Annotated in this window: 17 protein-coding genes and 1 pseudogene; 8 read left to right on the top strand and 10 right to left on the bottom strand. The window is 59.6% G+C overall.

The genetic code is table 11. The features are described 5' to 3' along the window. Positions 1 to 43: 43 nt before the first annotated feature. Complete coding sequence (locus tag J2Y39_RS22725) at positions 44 to 2,503, top strand: fimbria/pilus outer membrane usher protein (RefSeq protein ID WP_310219890.1); 2,460 nt, start codon at positions 44 to 46, stop codon at positions 2,501 to 2,503. 121 nt (positions 2,504 to 2,624) lie between these two features. On the opposite strand, the pseudogene J2Y39_RS22720 reads toward J2Y39_RS22725, so the two are convergent. The 9 genes and pseudogenes from J2Y39_RS22720 to J2Y39_RS22680 all read right to left on the bottom strand — a co-directional run bounded on the left by J2Y39_RS22720 (position 2,625) and on the right by J2Y39_RS22680 (position 12,035). Continuing rightward, positions 2,625 to 3,530, bottom strand: a pseudogene (locus J2Y39_RS22720) (LysR family transcriptional regulator). 87 nt (positions 3,531 to 3,617) lie between these two features. After that, a complete protein-coding gene (locus J2Y39_RS22715) occupies positions 3,618 to 4,154 on the bottom strand; it encodes a 2,4'-dihydroxyacetophenone dioxygenase family protein (RefSeq protein WP_024012829.1) in 537 nt (178 codons plus the stop codon). A gap of 108 nt (positions 4,155 to 4,262) precedes the next feature. Next, the gene (locus J2Y39_RS22710; protein WP_310219888.1) at positions 4,263 to 5,408 is read right to left on the bottom strand and encodes a glycerol dehydrogenase; all 1,146 of its coding nucleotides are present in this window, start codon (positions 5,406 to 5,408) and stop codon (positions 4,263 to 4,265) included. A gap of 24 nt (positions 5,409 to 5,432) precedes the next feature. Beyond that, on the bottom strand, positions 5,433 to 6,203 hold the full coding sequence (locus J2Y39_RS22705; protein WP_310219886.1) for an SDR family NAD(P)-dependent oxidoreductase: 771 nt from the start codon (positions 6,201 to 6,203) through the stop codon (positions 5,433 to 5,435). Positions 6,204 to 6,236: 33 nt separating this feature from the next. Then, positions 6,237 to 6,941, bottom strand: a complete 705-nt coding sequence (locus J2Y39_RS22700) for an ABC transporter ATP-binding protein (RefSeq protein ID WP_073474647.1) — start codon at positions 6,939 to 6,941, stop codon at positions 6,237 to 6,239. Then, entirely contained in the window at positions 6,934 to 8,715 is a 1,782-nt protein-coding gene (locus J2Y39_RS22695) for a branched-chain amino acid ABC transporter ATP-binding protein/permease (RefSeq protein WP_310219885.1), read from the bottom strand. Before J2Y39_RS22695 ends, J2Y39_RS22700 begins: the two co-directional genes overlap by 8 nt. A gap of 11 nt (positions 8,716 to 8,726) precedes the next feature. After that, positions 8,727 to 9,602, bottom strand: a complete 876-nt coding sequence (locus tag J2Y39_RS22690) for a branched-chain amino acid ABC transporter permease (RefSeq protein ID WP_024012825.1) — start codon at positions 9,600 to 9,602, stop codon at positions 8,727 to 8,729. Between the two features lie 77 nt (positions 9,603 to 9,679). Then, positions 9,680 to 10,927 carry an ABC transporter substrate-binding protein gene (locus J2Y39_RS22685; protein ID WP_056785656.1) on the bottom strand — a complete coding sequence of 416 codons (1,248 nt, stop codon included), beginning with the start codon at positions 10,925 to 10,927 and terminating at the stop codon, positions 9,680 to 9,682. Positions 10,928 to 11,129: 202 nt separating this feature from the next. After that, positions 11,130 to 12,035: a LysR family transcriptional regulator gene (locus tag J2Y39_RS22680; RefSeq protein WP_310219883.1), complete on the bottom strand. Its 906-nt coding sequence runs from the start codon at positions 12,033 to 12,035 to the stop codon at positions 11,130 to 11,132. Positions 12,036 to 12,153: 118 nt separating this feature from the next. Here J2Y39_RS22680 and J2Y39_RS22675 point away from each other — a divergent pair, with 118 nt between their 5' ends. Next, on the top strand, positions 12,154 to 13,080 hold the full coding sequence (locus J2Y39_RS22675; protein ID WP_310219882.1) for an alpha/beta hydrolase: 927 nt from the start codon (positions 12,154 to 12,156) through the stop codon (positions 13,078 to 13,080). 94 nt (positions 13,081 to 13,174) lie between these two features. Beyond that, positions 13,175 to 13,384: a hypothetical protein gene (locus tag J2Y39_RS22670; protein WP_310219880.1), complete on the top strand. Its 210-nt coding sequence runs from the start codon at positions 13,175 to 13,177 to the stop codon at positions 13,382 to 13,384. A gap of 1 nt (position 13,385) precedes the next feature. Here J2Y39_RS22670 and J2Y39_RS22665 read toward each other — a convergent pair whose 3' ends face one another. Next, positions 13,386 to 14,360 (bottom strand): NAD-dependent epimerase, encoded by a 975-nt coding sequence (locus tag J2Y39_RS22665; RefSeq protein ID WP_056785646.1) that lies wholly within the window; start codon positions 14,358 to 14,360, stop codon positions 13,386 to 13,388. A 684-nt stretch (positions 14,361 to 15,044) separates the two neighbouring features. On the opposite strand from J2Y39_RS22665, the gene rfaH reads away from it, so the two are divergent. The 5 genes from rfaH (at position 15,045) to J2Y39_RS22640 (ending at position 21,091) form a co-directional block, all read left to right on the top strand. Continuing rightward, entirely contained in the window at positions 15,045 to 15,563 is a 519-nt protein-coding gene (gene rfaH / locus J2Y39_RS22660; RefSeq protein WP_056785643.1) for a transcription/translation regulatory transformer protein RfaH, read from the top strand. A 51-nt stretch (positions 15,564 to 15,614) separates the two neighbouring features. After that, positions 15,615 to 16,775 (top strand): outer membrane beta-barrel protein, encoded by a 1,161-nt coding sequence (locus J2Y39_RS22655; protein WP_310219877.1) that lies wholly within the window; start codon positions 15,615 to 15,617, stop codon positions 16,773 to 16,775. A 12-nt stretch (positions 16,776 to 16,787) separates the two neighbouring features. Beyond that, positions 16,788 to 17,321 carry a polysaccharide biosynthesis/export family protein gene (locus J2Y39_RS22650; RefSeq protein WP_056785638.1) on the top strand — a complete coding sequence of 178 codons (534 nt, stop codon included), beginning with the start codon at positions 16,788 to 16,790 and terminating at the stop codon, positions 17,319 to 17,321. A 2-nt stretch (positions 17,322 to 17,323) separates the two neighbouring features. Further along, on the top strand, positions 17,324 to 19,633 hold the full coding sequence (locus J2Y39_RS22645) for a polysaccharide biosynthesis tyrosine autokinase (RefSeq protein WP_310219874.1): 2,310 nt from the start codon (positions 17,324 to 17,326) through the stop codon (positions 19,631 to 19,633). Positions 19,634 to 19,699: 66 nt separating this feature from the next. Next, complete coding sequence (locus J2Y39_RS22640) at positions 19,700 to 21,091, top strand: undecaprenyl-phosphate glucose phosphotransferase (RefSeq protein ID WP_258708099.1); 1,392 nt, start codon at positions 19,700 to 19,702, stop codon at positions 21,089 to 21,091. Positions 21,092 to 21,125 lie beyond the last annotated feature (34 nt).

The following is a 21,125-nucleotide window of genomic DNA, read 5'->3' as shown; positions in this document are numbered from 1 at the left end:
AGCGGCGTTGGGCTGCCTGCATCCATTGTGCTTTGCAATCAACATGGCTATCTGTGGATTTGCCATAGGTGCCGACGCGCCGGCCGCGGTAGCGGGTGAAGCTTTCAATACGTTGTTTCTTGAAGGTTCATCAGCGGTCGATCTGCAACCCTTGTTGAATGCCAACAGCGTACTGCCGGGCCAATACCGCGTCGACGTGTTCAGCAATGGCACGCTGGTCGGGCGTCGCGATATCGATTTCGCGGCCAACCCGGTCAACGGCAAAGTCGAGCCACGCATCACTCTGGAACTGTTGCAGCAGCTGGGTGTGGACATGCGCAAACTTCGTGAGCAGGGTCTGGTTGACGAGCAACACCCTGCCGATCACTACGACCTGCCTGCAATGATCGAGCAAGCCAGTCTCAGCTTCGATGCCAACCGCCTGCGCCTCAATATCAGCGTGCCGCAGGTCGCCATGGCGCGTGGCATGCGCGGCTATGTAGATCCAGAGCTTTGGGACCAAGGTGTGGCCGCCGGTTTCATCAACTACCAGCTGAGCAGCACCCGCAGCAAAACCGATTACACCACGCAAATCTCCAATAACCTGGGGCTGCGCAACGGCATCAACTTTGGCGCCTGGCGTCTGCGCAACGATTCCAATCTGAGCAGCTCCACCGGCCGGCCCAATCGTTTTGTCAGCAACCGCACGTTCATCCAGCGCGACCTCACGGCGATCAAGGGGCAACTGAGCGCGGGTGAAATCTTTTCCGATTCGGATCTGTTCGACAGCGTGCGCTATCAAGGCGTCAAGGTGGCCTCTGATGAGGGCATGCGCGCAGACAGCGAGCGCGGCTATGCGCCGATCATACGTGGCGTTGCTGAAACCAACGCCACGATCGAGGTCCGCCAGGATAACTACATTCTCTACACCACCAACGTGCCGCCGGGTCCGTTCGAGATCAGTGACATCTATCCATCGGGCTCCAACGGCGATCTGGAGATCACCATTGTTGAAGCAGATGGACGGCGCAAGGTTACCCGGCAGGCGTTCTCCGCCCTGCCGACGATGGTGCGTGAGGGGCAACTGAAGTACAGCCTGTCGAGCGGCAAGTTCAACAACAACAGCGAGGGCTATGACAAACCGGCTTTCCTTGGGGGCACTTTCGCCTACGGCTTGACCAGCAACCTGACGGGCATTGCCGGCATTCAGGCGAGCAACGGCTTCAAGGCGCTGTCCATCGGTGCGGCGAAGAACACCTCGATTGGCGCAATGTCCCTGGACGTGACGCAATCGTCCAGCAAGGCATTCGGCAAAACCACCCAAGGCAGCAGCATACGCGCGCTCTATGCAAAGACCTTCACCGGCACCGATACCAGCTTCACCCTCGCCGCTTATCGTTATTCGACCGAGGGTTATCGCACGCTGACCGACCATGTCCAGGACACCAGCTCCGGGGCCACCCGGCGCCTGGGTAATTCCAAAACCCGCACCGACCTCACGGTCAACCAGACTTTGGGCGAAGCACGCCAGTTCGGCTCGCTGTACCTGAACGCCAGTGACCAGCGCTATTGGGATCGCGGTGGCTCGCGGAGCTTTTCCGCCGGCTACAACAACAATTGGCGCGACCTGAACTACAACATCAGCCTGAGCAAAACCCAGGAGTTCGGCGCGCGCGGTGACACCAGCAACGACACACAACTGAGCGTCTCGATTTCGTTTCCGCTCGGTTCGACACCCCGCGCACCGCGCGCCTACATTTCCAGTAACCATCAGAACACCGGTACCAGCACCCAAGCCGGGATCAACGGTTATCTGACCGAGGACAGCGACACCTACTATTCCGTGCAGACCGGGCGCAGTGTCCAAGGCGATCGATCTGGCTCGCTGAGCCTGAGTACCCGCACATCGATGGGCGACCTGAGCCTGGGTTACAACCGAGGCAACGGTTATGAATCACAGAACCTGAGTGCCGCCGGATCGCTGGTGGCCCATGCAGGCGGCATCAATATGGGCCAGACCGTCGGTGAAACGTTCGGTCTGGTGGAAGTGCCCGGCATGTCGGGCGTCGAAGTCAGCAGCTATTCGGGTGTGAAAACCGGCCTGAACGGCTATGCGGTTCTGCCTAACGCGCAACCGTACCGCGTGAACTGGGTAACGCTGGACACGCGTAACCTGGGCGGTGAGATCGAGCTGGACAATGCCACCCAGCAACTGGTGCCAAGACGAGGTTCGATAGTTCTTGCACGCTTCGAAGGCAGCAAAGGCAGACGCGTCCAGTTTGAACTGTACGATGCCAACGGCCAGCCGATTCCATTCGGCGCGGTGCTGTTGGATAGCGACGGCAAACAACTGGCATTGTCAGATCCGACAGGCAAGGCCCTGGCGCTGGTGACCAAAGATCACGGTGTCATCACCATCAAGTGGCAGGGCAAAAGCTGCCCCGTGCCATACAAGCTGCCGGAAAAGGTCGAAGGTTTGAATTACGAGCAATATCGGTTGGCTTGCTCTTCGAGCGCGAAGTAGACCGACCGCGAGCTTGTCACTCTACGCCCCCTCAACCAAAACTCAGCCCTGAAGATTCAGGGCTTTTTAATGCGCAGTTTGAGCATCGCGTTGATCAATACGCTGGTCCCAGAGCTGAACGTCAGGAGACCTTCCACGGATGCTCACGCCACTTGTTCTGAAAAAACTCGATGAAGACTCGTATCCGTGGACTCAAATGCTTGCGATCCGAATAAAGCAGGTAGATCGGCTCAACCACACCCGTTTTGAAATCCTCAAGCAACGGCACCAGCGTTCCCGCTTTTACATCAAGTCCGATATGAAAGTCCGCAAGCTTCACCACGCCAGCGCCTGACAGCGCCATGTCGCGCAACAGATCGCCTTGAGTAAAAGACGCGCTGGCGGTCACCGGTACCGAGACGCCGTCTCCATCCTGCAAAAATGACCATTTGTTCCACGGGCTGACGAAGCTGAAATTGAAGCAACGATGATTCAGCAAATCTGCGGGTGTGGTTGGTGTGCCGTGTTCAGCCAGGTACTGCGGCGAGGCACAGATCAGCCATTCACATTCGCCGATGCGTCTGGCAATGCGTGATGAGCTGGGCAATACGCCGCTGTGGATGGCGATATCGAGCCCTTGCTCGAAGTGATCGACGAATTGCGCGCCGAGTTGAATCTCAACGTCCAGTGAGGGATACAAATCCAGAAATTCCGGTAGCCACGGCACGATCTAGTGTTTGGCGAAAGAGGTCATGGTGTGGATGCGCAGGGTGCCACTGACCCTGGAGGGCAACGCCTCGGCCAGCGAGTCCGCCTCGTTCATGGCTTCAACGACGGCTTTGGCGCTGCGCAGGTAAGCGGCGCCCTCCTCGGTCAGCGTCAGCACGCGTGAGCCGCGCTGGAACAGCCGGACCTGCAAGCGATCTTCCAGGCGGGTGATCAGTTTGCTGACCGCTGATGGCGTCAGGTGATGGGCGCGCGCGGCAGCAGAAAAACTTCCACATTCGGTAGACCATATAAAAGCGAGCAGCTGCGAATAATTGTCCATGGCCGGTCCTGGCGAAAAGCTTGAAGGCATGTTGTCTCAACGCTTATGAAAAAGCGCGCCGAAGCGCGCTTTTTCCTGGGGTCCGGGTCAGCGAATGAACTGTTCGATGTAGTCGTCCGGCAAACCCAGCGTCTTGTAATGCGCTCGGGCGGCTTCAAGCTTGGTGAACACATCTTCGTAACCCACGGCAACGCCCTGCGGATCGACGTAAGTGTAGCCACCCTGCACGTGGAACCAGGTGATCATTTCACTCACATCCTCGGGGACGAACAGGGTATGCGTTTCACCGGGCGGCTCATAGGCAAAAGACCCCTCCTCCGCGACCCAGTCATGCTCCAGGTAGTACCAGCGACCCTTGAGCACGATCGCATGCACGCCGCCGGTATGGCGGTGACGCGACAGCACGCCGGCCTGACGCACCCGCAACAGGTTGATGTAATAGCCGCCGCTGGTGTTGAGCAGCAATGGCTTGAAGGAGACAGATTTTGTTACCGGCACCCACAGCGCATCGTCTTCGAGCCACTGCGTCATGACGCCCGGATGCACCATGTCGGGCGTCATGAAGGGAACTTGCGGCAACTGATACGCAATGGCGAGTTCATCAGGTTTAACAGGAGTATTCATAGTCAGGCCTCTCGGTTTTTTTGACGAATTCACAGCACTTGATTGCGCCAGGATTTCGCTTGAGGGAAAGGTTATGGCGTCGCTGTACGGGAGAAAACAGCTACTTGGTCACACCTGTTGTGACGCAGGATCACAGTGTCGGGGCGGGTTCGCGCAGACTCTGACCAGCCGTGAACCAAGGCTGTCAGCCGCCGCCAATCCTTCCACCAGGCGCTGGTAGTTCAAGGGCGGTTGCATGTTTCTGGCGTAAACCGCCGATAAGGTTGCGTCCACGAGAATATTGATCTGCGCCGTCGTCAACGGCGTGCGCTGACCCAGTTCAGCGAACGTCACGGGCAGCTTCACCGCGTGCAGCAGACGCGCGACCTGTTCAATCTCTTCGGCCGGTCGCGCCTCCACCGCCATCTGCACCAGCGTGCCGAACGCCACCAGTTCGCCATGCAGCATCGACGCCATCGCCGGTATCGCGGTCAGCCCCCGAACCAGGGCATGGGACAGTGACAAACCACCGCTCTCGAAACCGACACCGCTAATCAGCACGGTGCCTTCGATGACCCGCTCGACATCATCGGTGAGTTCATGTCGACACACCGCCTGATATGCCGGGACGCCGTACTGCATCAGCGTGTCGAAAACCAGGTTGGTGAGCATCAATGCCGTGTGCAGCGGCGGTGTGCCGAAAGAGTTGTGGCCGCCGGCGGCGTAGCACTGTCGGGCTTCGAATTTCTTGCTGATGGCATCGCCGATCCCGGCCGCGAAGAACCGTGCCGGCGCCTGAACGATGACCTCTGTATCGACAATCACCGCAGCGGGATTCATCTTCAGAAACTCCACGCCCACCACTTTGTGCTCTTCGTCGTAAAGCACGATCAGCCGACTCGTTGGCGCGTCACTTGAAGCGATCGTGGGGCAGACAATGATCGGCACGTCGAGATTGGCCGCCAGCCCCTTCGCCGTATCGATGGTCTTGCCACCGCCCAGCGCAATGATCGTGTCGGGGGCGTGCAGCAATGCCTGCTCGGATAACTGCGCAATCGCAGTGCGCGTGCACTCGCCGGGAAACTCGATGTGCAATGGCTCCAATCCCTGGTCCTGCAACGTGGCGCCAACCTGCGGCCATAGATGCCGGGCGACAAACTCATCGCAAAGCACCAGCGGCCGTGATCGGCCCATGTCGTTCAGCACTCTGCCCAATTGTTGCAATGCATTCGGACCCTGCTCGTAGCGCCCGGGAAATCCCATCGTTTTAACCATGACAAACGTCCTCGCAAGAAGTCATCAGCGCATCAACCAGCCGCCCGCGACATCAACCACCTGGCCGGTAATGAAGTCGCTTTCGCTTGACGTGAGAAAACACGCCGCTCTCGCCACCTCAAGCGGTGTGCCCAGCCTGCGCAGCGGTGTCTCGTCGACCACGGTTTGATTGGCCTGGGCCGATACGGTCTTGAGCAATGGCGTTTCGATTCGTCCAGGTGCCAGCGCATTGGCGGTGACACCGAACGGCCCGAGTTCGCCGGCCAGGTGGCGGGTAAAGCCGATGATTGCGGCTTTGGTCGCACTGTAGTGCGCTGCGACAATCGGCAAGAACGCGCTGCCCGCCACCGAAGACATATTGACGATGCGCCCGAACCGGCGCTCGACCATGCCGGGCGCGAGCACTCGCACCAGGTTGAAGGAGCCATTGAGGTTGATATCGACCACCCGCAGCCACTCATCCGGCGCCATGGTCCAGATCGGCGCGGGTGCGCCGTGGTGTTTGGGCGAAATGCCGGCGTTGTTGATCAGGGTATCGATGAGGCCGAGCTCACCTTGCAAGCGCTCGCAGGCAGCAGCGCAGTCTTGAAAACTCGCGACATCAGCCTGCGCCCACGCGACCGCAAAACCCGCATCACGCAACGCCACGCCCTGCTGTTGCACCTTGTCGGCATCAGCATCGAGCAGCGCCACGGCTGCACCTTCTTCGCAATACAACCGCGCGATCGCCGCACCGATGCCGCCCCCGGCGCCGGTGACCAATACGGTGCGCCCGGCGTGTCTGGAATGAGTCATGAGCTGTTCTCACTTGCAGATGAATGGACTGGGTCAGAGCCCCAGATAAGCACGCTTGACGTGCGGGTTTTCCAGCAGTTCCTGGCCGGTGCCGCTGAGCACCACTTCGCCGTTCTCCAGCACGTAACCGCGATGAGCAATGCGCAGCGTATGAACGATGTTCTGCTCGACGATCAACACGGTGGTGCCCAACTGGAGAATCCTGTTGATAATCTCGAAGACCTGCGACACCAGCAGCGGCGACAGGCCCAGCGACGGTTCATCAAACATCAACAATTTCGGCTCGGCCATCAGGCCCCGGGCGATGGCGACCATTTGTTGTTCGCCGCCCGACAGTGTCCCGGCGTTCTGATCAAGGCGTTCGCGTACCCTCGGAAACAGATCGAGAATATTGTCCAGACGCTGCCTGTAGCCCGCTCGTGCACTGCGTTTGTAGGCGCCCATCAAGAGGTTGTCGCGCACGCTGATGAAGGGAAACAACTGGCGCCCCTCCGGTATCAGCGTCAGGCCCGCGTCGACAATCTGATCGGGGCGATTGCCATCGATGCGCTGGCCTTCGAATTCGATCGTGCCTTGGGACGGTGTGACGATGCCGCACAAGCTGCGCAGGGTCGTGGTTTTGCCGGCGCCGTTGGCGCCGACGATAGTCACCACCTCACCGGCATTGACCTCGAACGACACGCCACGAAGGATCTCCGTACCGCCATAGCCGCTGTGGACGTTGTCGAGTTTAAGCATGGCTGTACTCCTTACCGAGGTAGGCTTCGATAACCTGAGGATCGTTGATCACATCGTGAGGCGCGCCCTGCATCAGCAGCGTGCCGGAACTGATCACGACGATGCGGTCAGAAAGGCTCATGGTGGCTTGCATCAGGTGCTCGATCATCAACACGCTGACGCCCGAATCACGCACCCGGCGAATGACTGCGATGGCCTTGGCAACATCCGTCGGGTTGAGGCCGGCCATGACCTCGTCGAGCAGCAGGATGCGCGGGCGCGTCGCCAGGGCGCGGGCCATTTCCAGGCGCTTCATGCCGCCGACCGTCAAGTTGCGCGCCCGGGTGTCGAGCAGCGCGGTGAGTTCGGTCAGCTCGGCGACTTGCTCGGCGATCGCCCTCGCCTCCTTCGCGTCGGCGGTGTGCATGAATGCACCGAGCATGATGTTTTCGCAAACACTCAAATCAGCGAATGGCTGGACGATCTGAAAGGTTCGGCCAATGCCTGCCCGGGCGAACTCGGCCGGGCTGTTCGGGGTGACCCAGTCGCCATTGAGCAGGCGCACTTTCACTTGGCCTTTGGATGGCAGAAGAAACCCGGAGAGCTGGTTGAACACCGTAGTTTTGCCGGCGCCGTTCGGGCCGATCACACCCACGATTTCGCCTTCGGCCAAGCTCAGCGAAACATCGTTGGTGGCGTGCAGTCCGCCAAAGAACTTGTGCAGGTTTTCTGCGACCAGAACCGGCTCACCGTGGGTGGCCGAGTGGGCTTGCGCCAAGGTCGGCCCGATCGGTGCTTTTGTATTTGCCATCGAACGACGGCCGCCGGGCAATGAGTCGATCCAGGCAAATATCCGGGCCCCAAAACGCCCCACCACGCCTTGCGGAATAGTCAGCACCACCACGACCAGCACGATGCCATAGACCAGACCGTGCACCCCGCTGCCCAGATCGCCAAGCCAGCCGCGTGCCAGTTCAGCCAGCGGCAGCACCAGCAAAGTGCCGATCAGCGGTCCCGATACCGTGCCCAGTCCACCAATCAACGCGAACATGGCGATCTGAATCGACATCTCGAGAGAAAACATCGAGCCGGGTTCGATGAAGGTCAGGTACATCGCATGAAAGCTGCCGACCAGGCTGGTGATAAATGCGGACAACACCACGGCGACCAGCTTGACCTTGACCGAGTTCACGCCCACCGCATGGGCGGCGTCTTCACGTTCACGCACGGCGATCAGGTAATAACCCAGTCGGGAATTCTTGATCTTCCACGACACTGCCAATGTGATGAGCAGAAACGCGAAGGCAATCAGCAGGTATGGCCAGCGCGGGCGGAACAACATCCACTCGAAACCGAGCTTCAGCGGTACGCCCAGCCCTGCCGCACCACCGGTCACGTCATGCTGATTGATCGCCACCAGACGCACGACCTCCAGCACCGCAATGGTCGCCAAGGCAAAAAACGGCCCGCGCAATCTGAAGCACGGCCAACTGATCAGCACCGCGACAATCGACGACAGGATTGCGCCAGCGAACATGCCGATCCATGGACTGATGCCCAGTTTCATCATCAGCAGCGTCGTCGTGTAAGCGCCCACCCCATAGAACACGGCATGCCCCAACGACAGCTGGCCGGCAAACCCGCCGACGATGTTCCAGGCACTGGCCAGTGCCGCATAACTGCATATGAGGATGAACAGGTGATAAACGAACGGCGAGCCAACGCTCAATGGAATGATCAGTAACAGCGCCAGGGCCAGTGCACTGACATAGACACGCGGGTGCAAAATATTCATGAACATCTTCCTCACTCAGACCCGCGACCGGCGCCGAAAAGACCTGTCGGACGAAACACCAGGATGCCAAGGAAAATCGTGAAGTAGACGACCTCCTTGAGGTCCGGCGCGATGTAGTAACCGGCGAGACTGTCGACGATGCCGATCAGCATTGAGCCGATCAGTGCGCCGGACAGGCTACCCAGGCCGCCCAGCACCACAATCACAAACGCCGTCAGCACGAAGAAAGTGCCAACGGTTGGAAAGACCGGATATTGCGGGGCGATCAGTCCCGAGGCGACGCCCAGGCAGGCGCAACCCAGGCCGAAGGCAAACACATAGATGTTTTTGACGTTGACACCCATCAGTTGCGCCGCGTTGCGATGCTGTGCAGTAGCGCGGACAGCCCGGCCGAGAAATGTGTTCTGCAAAAACCAGTGCAGCCCCGCGACCAGTGCGAGCGACGCGACAAACGTGATCAACTGACCGCTGCTGACGCGAAAGGCGCCGAAGCTGACGGTCGTGGTACCGACGCTGATGTTCTTCACCGTCATGACGTCGGCACCGAAGATCAGCAACGCGCCGTTCATCAGGGCAATCGAGACGCCCACGGTGGCGAAAATCTGGATATGTCCCTCGGCGCCAAGCAACGGCTGAATGATGAAACGCTGCATTGCCGCACCAGCGGCAAACAACAGGATCGTCGCAGGAATGATCGCCATATACGGGTGGATGCCGAAGTGCGAATTCAGCAAGTACACGGCATACAGGCCGATCATCAGAAACTCGCCATGGGCGAAGTTGACCACACGCACGATGCCGAAAATCAACGTCAGGCCGATGCTGATGATGGCCAACGTGCCACCGAGCAATAAGCCGTTCAACAGGAGCTGGATGAAAATTTCCACGGTTGGCGCCCTCTTTGCGAGCGAACGAACCCGTGAAGCTCAATGATCAAGCTTCAGCAGATTGCGGGGTTCAGGTATCAGGGTTGGTCGGAAAAACGCGCTTGGGCAACGGCGGCTGCCTGGGGGTAAACGGTTTTCAGCAGTCCGTTCTGCCACTGCATGATTGCCGTATTGGCGCGCTGGTTCTGGCCGTTCTTGCCAAACCTGGCACCGATGCCGGCAGCCGTGCCGCCGAGAGGAATATCGATGGTTGCCACCGAGGCACGGATCGCATCGGCGTCCAGCGAAGTACTGTTTTCCATGGCATCAAGGAATATCTTCGCCCCGACATAGTTGATCAGGCTGTGGCCCGAGCGCGGTTCGCTGCCGTAGCGATCCTTGTATGCCTTGGCGAACGCCCCGATACCGGGAGCGCCGTTTTCATTGGTCTGGAACTGTGGGAAATCGACATCGAGCACGCCTTCCATATTGGCTGCGCCGACGACCTTGACCGTGTCCTGCATGGAATAGCCGCCGCCGGCGCCGATAACGGCTTTGGGCCTGAAACCGGCTTCGCGGATCTGGCGGAAAAACAGCGTCGTGTCGTTCTGATAACTGGTCTGCAATACCACATCCGCCTGGGCACCTTTCAAACGCAGGATCAGCGATGAGAGATCGACCGCTTTGGCCGAATACGGTAGTACCTCGACCACATTCAGACCTTGCTCCTGAGCGATTTTTTTCTGAAACCCGGCGATGGTCGTACCGTACAGCGCATCCTCGTGGATGATCGCGACCTTCAATTGTTTCGGATCGACCTTGAGCGATGGGCTGACAATCTCCGTGATGGCGGTAATGGTGCCCTCGGCAAAATTCCTGGCGGTCGGGTTGCTGCGCATCACGTAGCTCAGATCACGCTCAGTGATGTGGTCGGACACCGCACCCAATTCGAAAAATGGCACCCCCGCCATCTCCGTCACCTGCGTGGCCGCAAATGACAGCGCCGAGGAATAGCTGCCAAATACAGCAGTGACGTTCTCAACAGAGGTGAGCCGGCGCGCGGCACCGACCGCTTGTCCCGCATCGACTGCGTCGGCCTTGAGCAATTTGATCGGCTCGCCCTTCAAACCGCCCGAGGCATTTCGTTCGGCGACGGCCAGTTCGAGGCCACGGAAGCTCTCGTCGCCCAGCAACGCCAGGGATCCACTCAGGGGATAAAGCGCACCGATCCTGATGTCCGCGAGCGCGGCAACCGGAGTGGACAGGCAAAGCAGGATGCCGGCAGCTTTCAGCCAGCTTTTCGCGGTAGCCGCCACGGCCACGGCTTCCTCTTGAGCGAGTCTCATTGGATTCATCTCCCGCAGATATTGTTTTTATTGTTCCTTCAAATGATCCGTGCCGAGCACAGACATCGTCGGATTACAGTGGCGATGACACGCAAGTTTTTGCGCCACTGTTTGCAAGAGTACGGCTCGCCAAGATTGGCTGGATATAGCTGAAAAAGCACACCTGCTGTGAATTTTCGGCACAGCTTCTATCGCCAATTGATCAGTCCCAAGGCGCCGGCGACCACGCTTCCACCAGCCTGTCGATGAACAGCCGAATCTTCGGCGACAGGTGTCGCTTGCTCGGATAAATCACCCGGATCGGCTCGGCAGCCTCGGCGTGCTCTGCGAGCAGCTGCACGAGCTTGCCACTGCGCAAGTCATCGTTGACCACATAGGATGGCAACGTCGCGATACCGAGGCCTGCGGCAGTCGCCTGATGCAAGGCTTCAGCGCTGTCCATCTGCAGCCGCCCGGCATGAATGACCGACACAGGCTGACCATTGACGCGAAAATTCCACGGCAGCAATCGGCCACCGCTGACGAAGTGCAGGCACGCATGCCCGGCGAGATCTTCAGGTGTCTGCGGTGCCGGATGTTCATTCAGGTAATTGGGCGAGGCACAGGTGATCATTTGCTGGTAAGCCACCGTGCGCGTGAGTAGCCCGGAGTCTTCCTTGGGCGGACCGATGCGAATCGCCAGATCGAAACCCTCGTCGATCAGGTCGACCAGCCGATCGGAAAACGTCGCGTCGATGGCGAGCGACGGCCAGTCTCTCAAGCAGCGCTCGATGTGCTGCACAACGTGCAGCCGGCCCAGTGCTACCGGCAGGCTCATGCGCAAGCGGCCGCTGGGCGTCGAACGGCGGAACGCCAAAGCCTCTTCGACCTCGTCCAGATCCTGCAGGATGCCCACGCATCGCTCATACAGCACCCGACCATCGTCGGTCAGGCTCAGGCTGCGGGTGGTGCGGTTGAGCAGACGGACCTGCAGACGCGATTCGAGCCGCACGATCGATTTACCGACGGCCGAGCGAGTCAGCCCGAGTTGCCTGGCCGCCGCCGTAAAACTTCCGGCATCCACCGAGGCGACGAAGGCGGCGATGTCGTTCAGGTTATGCAGTTCCATGAGGCCTCCGGATTTGGCATTCAGGCGGCTTGGCACCGGTTATGGGGAACCCTATTCCCCAATCATGAGGATAACATCTCGATTAGTTAATCCATCACCAACGCCTGATTGAGGTCATATGAACACTGAAGTAAAAGCAGCCGTGCAAACCTGGGCCAACAGCCTCAGCGATCTGGTACCCGTGCTCAAGGGCACCGATACCACCACAAAGATGAGCGACATCCGCGATGCCTACGCAAAAATGCTCGGGCAGAATCAGCCGCCGGCTGGCGTGAGGTTTGAAACAGTCGACATGGGCGGCGTGCCCGCTACGCTGGTGACTCCGGATGAGCTCAAGACCGACGCGGTGCTGATGTACATCCACGGTGGCGCCTACATCGTCGGTCGACCTGACGGCTACCACGGCATCGGCGGCAACTACGCAAAAATGCTCGGCGCGCGGGTGTATATGCCGGATTACCGCCTTGCACCCGAGCATCAGTTCCCCGCCCCCATCGATGACACTTTGCGCGCCTATGAGTGGTTGCTTGAGCAGAACATCGCCGCCAGCAAGATTGCCTTCGCTGGCGAGTCGGCGGGTGGCGCGATGGTGGTCAGCGTGATGGTCGCGGCAAAATCCAAAGGTTTGCCATTGCCTGCGGTGGGCTCGTCAATTTCGCCATGGGCCAACCTCGAACACACCGGCGCTTCCATGAGCAATCGTGAAGGCCTTGACCCGCTAAACTCCAAGCCAGTGCTGGACATCCTCGCGCGAGCCTTTCTCGGCGACACCTTGGCCAACCATCCGCTAGCCTCGCCGGTGTTCGCCGACGTCACCGGACTGCCACCGATTCTGGTGCAGATCGGCGAAAACGAACTGATGCTCAGTGACGCGATGCGTCTGGCCAATCACCTGGCGGACAACCGCGTCCGGGCCAATCTTGAAGTGTGGCCCGGCATGTTTCACGCCTGGCATTTCTACGCGGGCATATTGGCCGAGGGGCAGCAGGCGCTGGAGAGTTCGGTGCGGTTTATCGAGGCGGGATTGACTGAGGCTAATCGCTGACCAAACTGCGTCCGCTGCTGATCGGGGACACTTGTCGCTGTATTGCTCGGCGCCTTGGCGGTATGGTGATTTGCCGACCGCCGAGGAACCCTGAATGCCGAAAAAACCACCAGCCCCTGACAGCATCGCCAGCGCAGCCGACATCGAACGCGCCATTCTGGCCTTGAACAAAATGGCCGAACGCCTATGGGGTGAAGGTCGTGAGGCCGAGGCCAAGGCGCTGCTCGATGCACTGGATGCGCTGAATCGCGCCCTCGACCGGATCCGCATCGGGGAAAGTCGCAGGGCCGTCACCCTGCACTGAATCAGACCTGATAGAACTCGCGATACCACTGCACGAATGCTTGCACGCCCTGCTCGATCGGCACCTGCGGGCTGAAGTCGATGCAGCGTGCCAGCGCCGACACGTCGGCCCAGGTCTTCAATACATCGCCCTCCTGCATCGGCAGATAACGGCGCTGGGCCTTCATGCCCAATGCCTGCTCCAGGCATTCGACGAAGATCAATAGCGCTACTGGACTGCCGCGACCGATATTGAACAGCCGGTTAGTACCACGCTCGGCGCTGAGTGCGGGCGGTTTGTCGAGCAGTCGGAAAATCCCTTCGACGATGTCATCGATGTAGGTGAAATCCCGCGCCATTTCGCCTTGGTTGTAAAGGTCGATGGCGCGCCCCTGCAGCATCGCTTCGGTGAACTTGAACAGCGCCATGTCCGGTCGACCCCAGGGACCGTAGACGGTAAAAAAACGCAGGCCGGTGGCTTGCAAGCCGTAGAGATGGCAGTAACTGTGCGCGAGCAATTCGTTGGCACGCTTGGTCGCGGCGTACAACGAAACCGGTTGGTCGACCGGGTCGTCTTCTGCAAACGGCATCTTGGTATTGGCGCCATACACCGAGCTGCTCGAGGCGTAGATAAAGTGCTCCGGCGGATGACGACGGCATGCCTGCAGAACGTTGAGAAACCCGACCAGATTCGATTGCGCATATGCATCAGGATTGTCCAGCGAGTAGCGCACACCGGCCTGGGCGGCCAAGTGAATGACCTGTTTGAAGTGTCCGTGCTGTAACAGCGCGTTCAACGCCGCCTGATCAACAATGTCCAGTCGATGGAAAGTGAAATTGGCCAGCGTCTGCAATCTGTGCAAACGCGCCTGTTTGAGTTTGACATCGTAATAAGGATTGAGATTGTCGATACCCACAACCTCGAGCCCCTCGCGACACAAACGCATGACCGTGTGATAACCGATAAAACCTGCGGCACCTGTCACCAGAACACTCATGATCACCTCGGCTCACCGGTTGGACTTTAAGGAGATACACAGCACCGAACATTTACCGGCCAACAACGGCAACTATTGATAGACGACCCTAGTTACCCTGGCCAGCAGCATCCGACGCGAGGTATTTAAAAGTCGAACTGCCGATGAATCGAAAGATGTAAGTTTGAAACTAATTTGCTATCACGGACGCCATCTAACACCCGCGACTTCAATAACTTCGAAAAGTTTAAAAAATCCGACGAATAAATTTCACCATTCACAAACAATGACTTACGAAACACGGCCATTATCAGCGGATGAAAGGCAGTCTTTTTGACTGTTATTAATTGACAGCTTGCAAAGACTGGCCGATAACTTAGCACTGCCCGAAGAGCTCGCGCCGCCGCGCACTTTTCTGCTCTCCGGCTACTTATGTAATTGGATCCTGAAGGTCGCAACTGCGAACCGTGCGGTAGCTTTGCCTGAATGAAAGCGCGCCGATTCGTTATAGCCAAGACGGCCACGGATATAACAATAACCAACAAGTTGATTCATTTTTGAAACACTTCTTCTGCCAATAAACATTGATGCATCTGGCTCGGCACTTTGCCTTGATCAGCCTACTACCTACTAGCAAGCATGACGGCTCGTCCCACGCTATCGGCCGTCCTGCTTAAACGATCGCTATGTATGGAGTACTCCAGCATGCTAACGGTTTGCCGCAACGGCTCTAACTGGTATTTATTGCAGTGCAAGCCCCGCCAGGATGAACGGGCACAACTCAATCTGCAGCAACAGAACTATTCGACCTTCCGGCCGCAGCTGATGAGCGAGCGCAGTATTCGTGGCAAACGCCAACGAACACTGGAATCGCTGTTCCCCGGCTACGTGTTCATTCAACTGAGCCGCGACGACAACTGGGCACCGATTCGCTCGACCCGTGGTGTCAGCCGCATCGTCGAATTCAACCATGTGCCCGCCCGGGTCGATGAAGACGTGATCGCGCAATTGCGTGAGCGCAGTCAGGAGTCGATCGGCTTTCCTGCGGAACCGACACTCAAGCCCGGCGAACCTCTGCAAATCGTCCAGGGTCCACTGTCCCCGCTCGAAGGCGTGTTCCTGTCCATGCAGGGCGATGAGCGGGTAATGATCCTGCTCAATTTCCTCAACCGCCAACAGCACGTCAGCGTCCCGCTGAGTTACCTCGAACGCCAGCGACAATAGTCCGGATCCGCTTCGCCCTGACCCCGACCCCCTTAATCAGGAGCGTGATCCATGGCTCTGAAGCCTCGCTGTTCCCTGGTTTTAGTCGTCGCATGCTGTGCCCCCGAAGCTGCCTGGAGCGTTGAGCCGCAAGCGATCAATGTGTACGGCTTCGATTTCACCCCGACCTTTGCCTTGTCGGAAAGCTACGACGACAACTTTCGTGAAGTCGAACACGATGTCGAATCGACCATGGTCACCCGCCTGGCGCCGGCCTTCGAGCTCAAAGCCGAGGACCGCAGCAGCGCCACGCGGGTGATCTGGGAGCCGACCCGCTACATCTATCACAGCGCCTCGGACGCTTCGAACACCGCCCAGCGTCTGCGCGCCGACAGCATCATGGAGTTCACCGACCGGCATCGGCTGAAACTCGAAGCCGAGGCACGCAAGTACGAGCGCACCACCTCGACCGCCGTCGACGGCATCAACGACAAGATCGAGAGCCAGCGCGTCGGCGGCGTCTACACCTTCGGCGCGCGCAGTGCGCTGAACCAGATCGACCTCGGCGCCAGTTACGCACAACTGCGCTATGACAACTCCGACGGCATCAACGATGACAAGGAGCGCAACACCAGCAATCTGTCCAGCACTTGGTATCACCGCCTCGGCAGCAAGACCCGTGGCCTGCTCGAATACGACCACACCCGCTTCGATTACCTGCAATCGAACAGCCCGCGCAGCAGTCGCTCCGATGCAGTGCTGGCCGGAGCCGAGTGGGACATGACAGCGAAAACCACCGGCAAGCTGCGCGTCGGTTACGAGCGAAAGAATTTCGACCAGAGCGGTTCCGACGATCTGAGCAACCCGACCTGGCAAGTGGATCTGGCGTGGAAACCGCGCACCTACTCGACCTTCACCTTCCTCGCGCGCCAGGCCATGGCCGAAGGCGATGACGGCTCCGACGCGGTGAAAGCCACCTTCACCCAGATCGGTTGGCGCCACGGCTGGACCGAGCGCATTACCACGATTGCTGAAGCCGGCATGGGCCATTACGTCTACGAAGGCCAGGATCGCAGCGACGATTTGCAGGATTACAAACTCGGCGTGAATTACGCAATGCGCCGCTGGCTGGACATCGAAGTCGCCTACCGCCACCGCGACAACGACTCCGATGCCGACAACGAAAGCTTCACCCGCAATGTTTTCCAGATCACGTTCGACGTCAGTCTTTAGGAGGGTTGGGCCATGCACACGCGCCTGATTTTACTGTTGTTGCTGCTCTGGACAGTGCCCACGGTCGAGGCGGCGGACACCGACACCCATTACCGCCTGGCCGCTGGCGATGTCTTGCGCATCATCGTGTTCGGCGAGCCGGAACTGAGCTTCAAGAAGATCCGCCTCAACGATGCCGGCACCTTTTCCTATCCGTTTTTAGGCGAAATCGTCGCCAAGGGCCTGACGCCCAATCAGGTCGAACAAAAGCTCGTCGACGGCCTCAAGCAAGGCTACCTGGTCGATCCGAAAGTCAGCCTCAGCCAGATCGAATACCGCCCGTTCTACATCAACGGCGAGGTGCAGAAGCCCGGCAGTTATCCCTTCCAGCCCGGACTCACCCTGGAAAAAGCCATTGCCCTAGGTGGCGGCCTGACCGAACGCGCCTCGATGAAACGCGTGACGATCCTGCGCGGCAGTGGCGGCCCACCGGTCACTGAAAACATCTCGCGCACCACCGTCATCGCTCCCGGCGACACCATTTCCATTGCACAAGGCTTTTTCTGATCATGGACAACAGCCCAAGCACCTACCTCGAACGTCCGCTCCAGGGCCACTCGCAAACGCAAGCGGCTGATGAGTCGGACACCCTTGATCTGCTGCACCTGTGGCGCGTGGTCTGGTCGGCGAAGTGGAACATCGCCTGGCTGGTGCTGCTCAGTTGCGCGCTGGCCGTGGCGGCGCTGTCGTTCATCACGCCGCAATACGTCGGCAGTGCGACGTTGCTGATCAAGGACAAGACGCCGCCCGTGATGAGTTTTCAGCAAGCCGCCGAAGCCGGTGGCGCGACCACCACCGATTACTTGCAGACCCAGCAAGCGCTGCTGCAATCGCGGGAGCTGGCCGAGCGCGCCGTACGCAAACTGGGCCTCACCACCCACCCGGTCACCGATCCACGCCAGCAGGCGCAGAGTTGGTTCACCCCGCGCCAATGGCTGGCGGAGCTAAATCGCGACCAATGGCTGCCATGGCTGGATCTGCTGCCGCCGCCGAAGCCGCCAGCGACCGAAGAGCAAATGTTCAACGACGTCACGCAAAACCTGATGCTGCACACCAGCGTCAAGTTTGTCGGCAAGAGTCAATTGCTGGAGATCGACGTCGAACTGCCCGACCCGGCACTCGCTGCGGCGGTGGCCAACGCCCTCGCGCAAGGCTTCATCGACAGCCAGCAGGACACCAGCCTGAAGTCTTCGCAAAACAACACCAGCTGGATGAACACCCGCCTGGTCGAACTGCGTGACAACCTGCGCGTGGCCGAAAACAAGTTGCAGGCCTATCGCGAGGAACAGGGTCTGGTCGATGTCGACGGCGTCGCCACCATCAGTGCCAACGAGCTGCAAATGACCGGCAACCGCATGATCGATGCGCGCCGCGACCGTGCTGAAGCGGAGAGCCAGTTCCGTCAGGCGCAAGCCTTGAGCAACGGCGACATCAGCCGTTTGTCCAGCGTGCCGGCAGTGCTGAGCAATCCGCTGATTCAGCAGTTCCAGGCCGACCTGGCCAAGGCTCAGGCCAAAGTCGAAGAGTTGTCGGGCCGCTACGGGCCGAAACACCCGGCGCTGATATCCGCCCGTTCCGAACAGCGCACCGCCGCCAACAGTCTGCGCCTGCAAGTGCAGCAAGTGGTCGCCGGCATCGAGCGTCAATACCAATTGGCGGTGGCCAGCGAAGACGCCCTGCGCAAATCCTTCAACAGCAACAAAGCGCAGATTCAGGACATTTCGCGCAAGGAATTCCAGCTGCGCGAATTCCAGCGTGAAGTCGACAGCACCCGCGCGCTGTATGAAACCTTCGTCACCCGCCTCAAGGAAACCGCCGCCACTTCGGACATGGATTCGGCCAAGGCGCGCATCGTCGACCCGGCGATCGCACCTCTGGAAGCGAGCAAACCGCGCAAGAATCTGATTCTCGCGATTGTCGCGCTGGTCGCAGCGATCGTCGGCGTTGCCCTCGCCTTCCTCTTCGATACGCTCAGCAACACCTTCAAGACCGACGACACCGTCGAGAGTCTGCTCAATGTGCCGTTGCTCAGCGTCGTGCCGCTGGTGATGAAGAAGAGCCGGCGACAGTTGGCGCGGTTGTTCGAAGACAACGACCACCCGCGCTTCTGCGAAACCATCCGCAACCTGCGCACCTGGCTGATGCTGCAGAACAACGAACGCCCGGCGCAGGTGGTGCTCGTCACTTCCTCGGTGTCGGGCGAAGGCAAAAGTACCATCGCCAACAACCTTGCCTCGTCACTGGCGCCACTGGAACGGGTGCTGCTGATCGATGCCGACATGCGTCAGCCGACGCTGTCGCTGAACTTCGATTTCCCGCCGCAGAGCCCCGGCCTCGCCAACCTCATGGCCGGCAGCGCGCGGCTGGAAGACTGCATTCGCAGTGTCGGTAATCTGGACATGCTCCCGGCCGGCTGCCTGACGCCCGCAGCGCTGGACCCGTTCGAGGCACCACGCTTGAAAGCCTCGAGCAGTTCGAGCAACGCCGTGGCCCCCGCGCAGGACTTGCTCAGCTCACCGCGCCTCGGTCGGCTGTTGCAGATTCTCAAGTCGCGCTACCGGCACATCATCATCGATTCGCCGCCAGCGGAAATCGTCAGTGACGCGCTGTTGCTGGCGCAGCATTCCGATGCGGTGATCTACGTGGTCAAGGCGCAGAGCACGCCGGTCGGCCAGGTGCGCAAAAGCATCGCCGTATTGCAGCAGAGCCAGGCGCCGGTGTTCGGCGTGGTGCTCAATCAGGTCGATCTGCGCAAGGCGCGCAAGTACGGCCATGGCCATTCCCGTTCCTTCTACGACTACGACTTCGCCCCGCGCTGATCCTTCGGGCCGTGCCGCCCGGCCGCAGCCTGTCCTTCCCTGTACGACGAATCGGAGATCGCGCCGATGACCTCGCAATATTCCGCGCAAATGGCACACCGTCGCGGCCTCACCTTCTGGGGGCAATGGTTGTGCGCAATGACCCTGGTCAATCTGTTGCTGATTGTTCTGGTGCACTGGCGCATCGGCGCCTTGCCCAGTGAATACCGGCTACTGATCATCCTCACGGTGCTTGGCTCGATGCCGGTCTACGGCCTGGTGCAGGTCTACCACAAGCGCCATGGTCTGCTGGTCGGGCTCGGACGTTTGCTGGCCGGCTGGCTGATTCTGCTCGGACTGCTGATGAGCATCGCCTTCGTCACCCAGACCAGCGCGTTGTTCTCCCGGCAGGTGGTGATTGTCTGGGCGGTGGTCGGTTTTCTCGCCCAGGCGGCGACGTTTCTGCCGCTGCATCTGTTCGTGCGCATGTACACCAAAATGATTTGCAACGAGCGCCGCGCGGTAATCATCGGCACCTGCCCGACCGCCCATGAACTGGCGCGCAAACTCCTCGACCCGGATCGCGCGTTACTGCTCGGGTTTGTCGCGGCGAAAGCCGACAGCGGCCCGGCGCCGAGCATTCTGCCGCTGCTCGGTGAAGTCGAGGACATCCGCGAAATCATCACGCGCTTGCAGGCGCGGCGGGTGTACATCGTGCTGCCGATGGCCGAGGCGGCGACGATCGAAGCGTTGTACATCAATCTGCTCGACATGAACGTCGACGTGGTGTGGATTCCGGATCTGGGCAGCATGGTCTTGCTCAATCATTCGATCTCCGAGATCGAGCGGATGCCGGCGATCTATCTCAACGAAAGCCTGCTCACCTCGCACCCCGGCAGCCTGTTCTGCAAGGACCTGTTTGAACGCAGCGTCGCTGCGGTGGCGCTGATTCTGCTCAGCCCGCTGCTGCTCGGCGTGGCCATCGCGGTCAAGCTGAGCTCGCCGGGGCCGGTGCTGTTCAAGCAGAACCGCCATGGCTGCGACGGCGAAGTGATCCGCGTGTGGAAGTTTCGTTCGATGCGCGTGCACAACGATCAGCAAGTGCGTCAGGCCACCCGCGACGACGACCGCGTCACACCGCTAGGACGCTTTCTGCGGCGCAGCTCCATCGATGAGCTGCCGCAACTGTTCAACGTGCTGTTCGGCCACATGGCGCTGGTCGGCCCGCGTCCGCACGCGGTCACCCACAACATCTATTACACCGGCAAGGTGCGCGCCTACATGGCGCGGCATCGGCTCAAGCCTGGCATCACCGGGCTGGCGCAGATCACCGGGCACCGCGGCGAAACCGAGACCGTGGAAAAGATGCAGCGCCGGGTCGCCCAAGACCTCAATTACATCAATCAATGGTCGCTGTGGCTGGACATCAAGATCCTGCTGAAAACGCCCTTCACCCTGTTCTCGAAAAACATCTACTGACAGCGGCCAGCGCTCTGGCCCACCCCGCCACGCA

Origin of the sequence: Pseudomonas sp. 2957 (assembly GCF_031456345.1) — a bacterium.
Lineage (GTDB): Bacteria > Pseudomonadota > Gammaproteobacteria > Pseudomonadales > Pseudomonadaceae > Aquipseudomonas > Aquipseudomonas siliginis.
The sequence above is the reverse complement of the archived record's forward strand: the minus strand, read 5'-3'. Positions and strand labels throughout refer to the sequence as shown.

Coding starts and splice junctions, on each gene's coding strand:
- J2Y39_RS22725 (WP_310219890.1), top strand. CDS start 44: ATGGCTATCTGTGGATTTGCCATAGGTGCCGACGCGCCGGCCGCGGTA.
- J2Y39_RS22715 (WP_024012829.1), bottom strand. CDS start 4,154: ATGAATACTCCTGTTAAACCTGATGAACTCGCCATTGCGTATCAGTTG.
- J2Y39_RS22710 (WP_310219888.1), bottom strand. CDS start 5,408: ATGGTTAAAACGATGGGATTTCCCGGGCGCTACGAGCAGGGTCCGAAT.
- J2Y39_RS22705 (WP_310219886.1), bottom strand. CDS start 6,203: ATGACTCATTCCAGACACGCCGGGCGCACCGTATTGGTCACCGGCGCC.
- J2Y39_RS22700 (WP_073474647.1), bottom strand. CDS start 6,941: ATGCTTAAACTCGACAACGTCCACAGCGGCTATGGCGGTACGGAGATC.
- J2Y39_RS22695 (WP_310219885.1), bottom strand. CDS start 8,715: ATGAATATTTTGCACCCGCGTGTCTATGTCAGTGCACTGGCCCTGGCG.
- J2Y39_RS22685 (WP_056785656.1), bottom strand. CDS start 10,927: ATGAGACTCGCTCAAGAGGAAGCCGTGGCCGTGGCGGCTACCGCGAAA.
- J2Y39_RS22680 (WP_310219883.1), bottom strand. CDS start 12,035: ATGGAACTGCATAACCTGAACGACATCGCCGCCTTCGTCGCCTCGGTG.
- J2Y39_RS22675 (WP_310219882.1), top strand. CDS start 12,154: ATGAACACTGAAGTAAAAGCAGCCGTGCAAACCTGGGCCAACAGCCTC.
- J2Y39_RS22670 (WP_310219880.1), top strand. CDS start 13,175: ATGCCGAAAAAACCACCAGCCCCTGACAGCATCGCCAGCGCAGCCGAC.
- J2Y39_RS22665 (WP_056785646.1), bottom strand. CDS start 14,360: ATGAGTGTTCTGGTGACAGGTGCCGCAGGTTTTATCGGTTATCACACG.
- rfaH (WP_056785643.1), top strand. CDS start 15,045: ATGCTAACGGTTTGCCGCAACGGCTCTAACTGGTATTTATTGCAGTGC.
- J2Y39_RS22655 (WP_310219877.1), top strand. CDS start 15,615: ATGGCTCTGAAGCCTCGCTGTTCCCTGGTTTTAGTCGTCGCATGCTGT.
- J2Y39_RS22650 (WP_056785638.1), top strand. CDS start 16,788: ATGCACACGCGCCTGATTTTACTGTTGTTGCTGCTCTGGACAGTGCCC.
- J2Y39_RS22645 (WP_310219874.1), top strand. CDS start 17,324: ATGGACAACAGCCCAAGCACCTACCTCGAACGTCCGCTCCAGGGCCAC.
- J2Y39_RS22640 (WP_258708099.1), top strand. CDS start 19,700: ATGACCTCGCAATATTCCGCGCAAATGGCACACCGTCGCGGCCTCACC.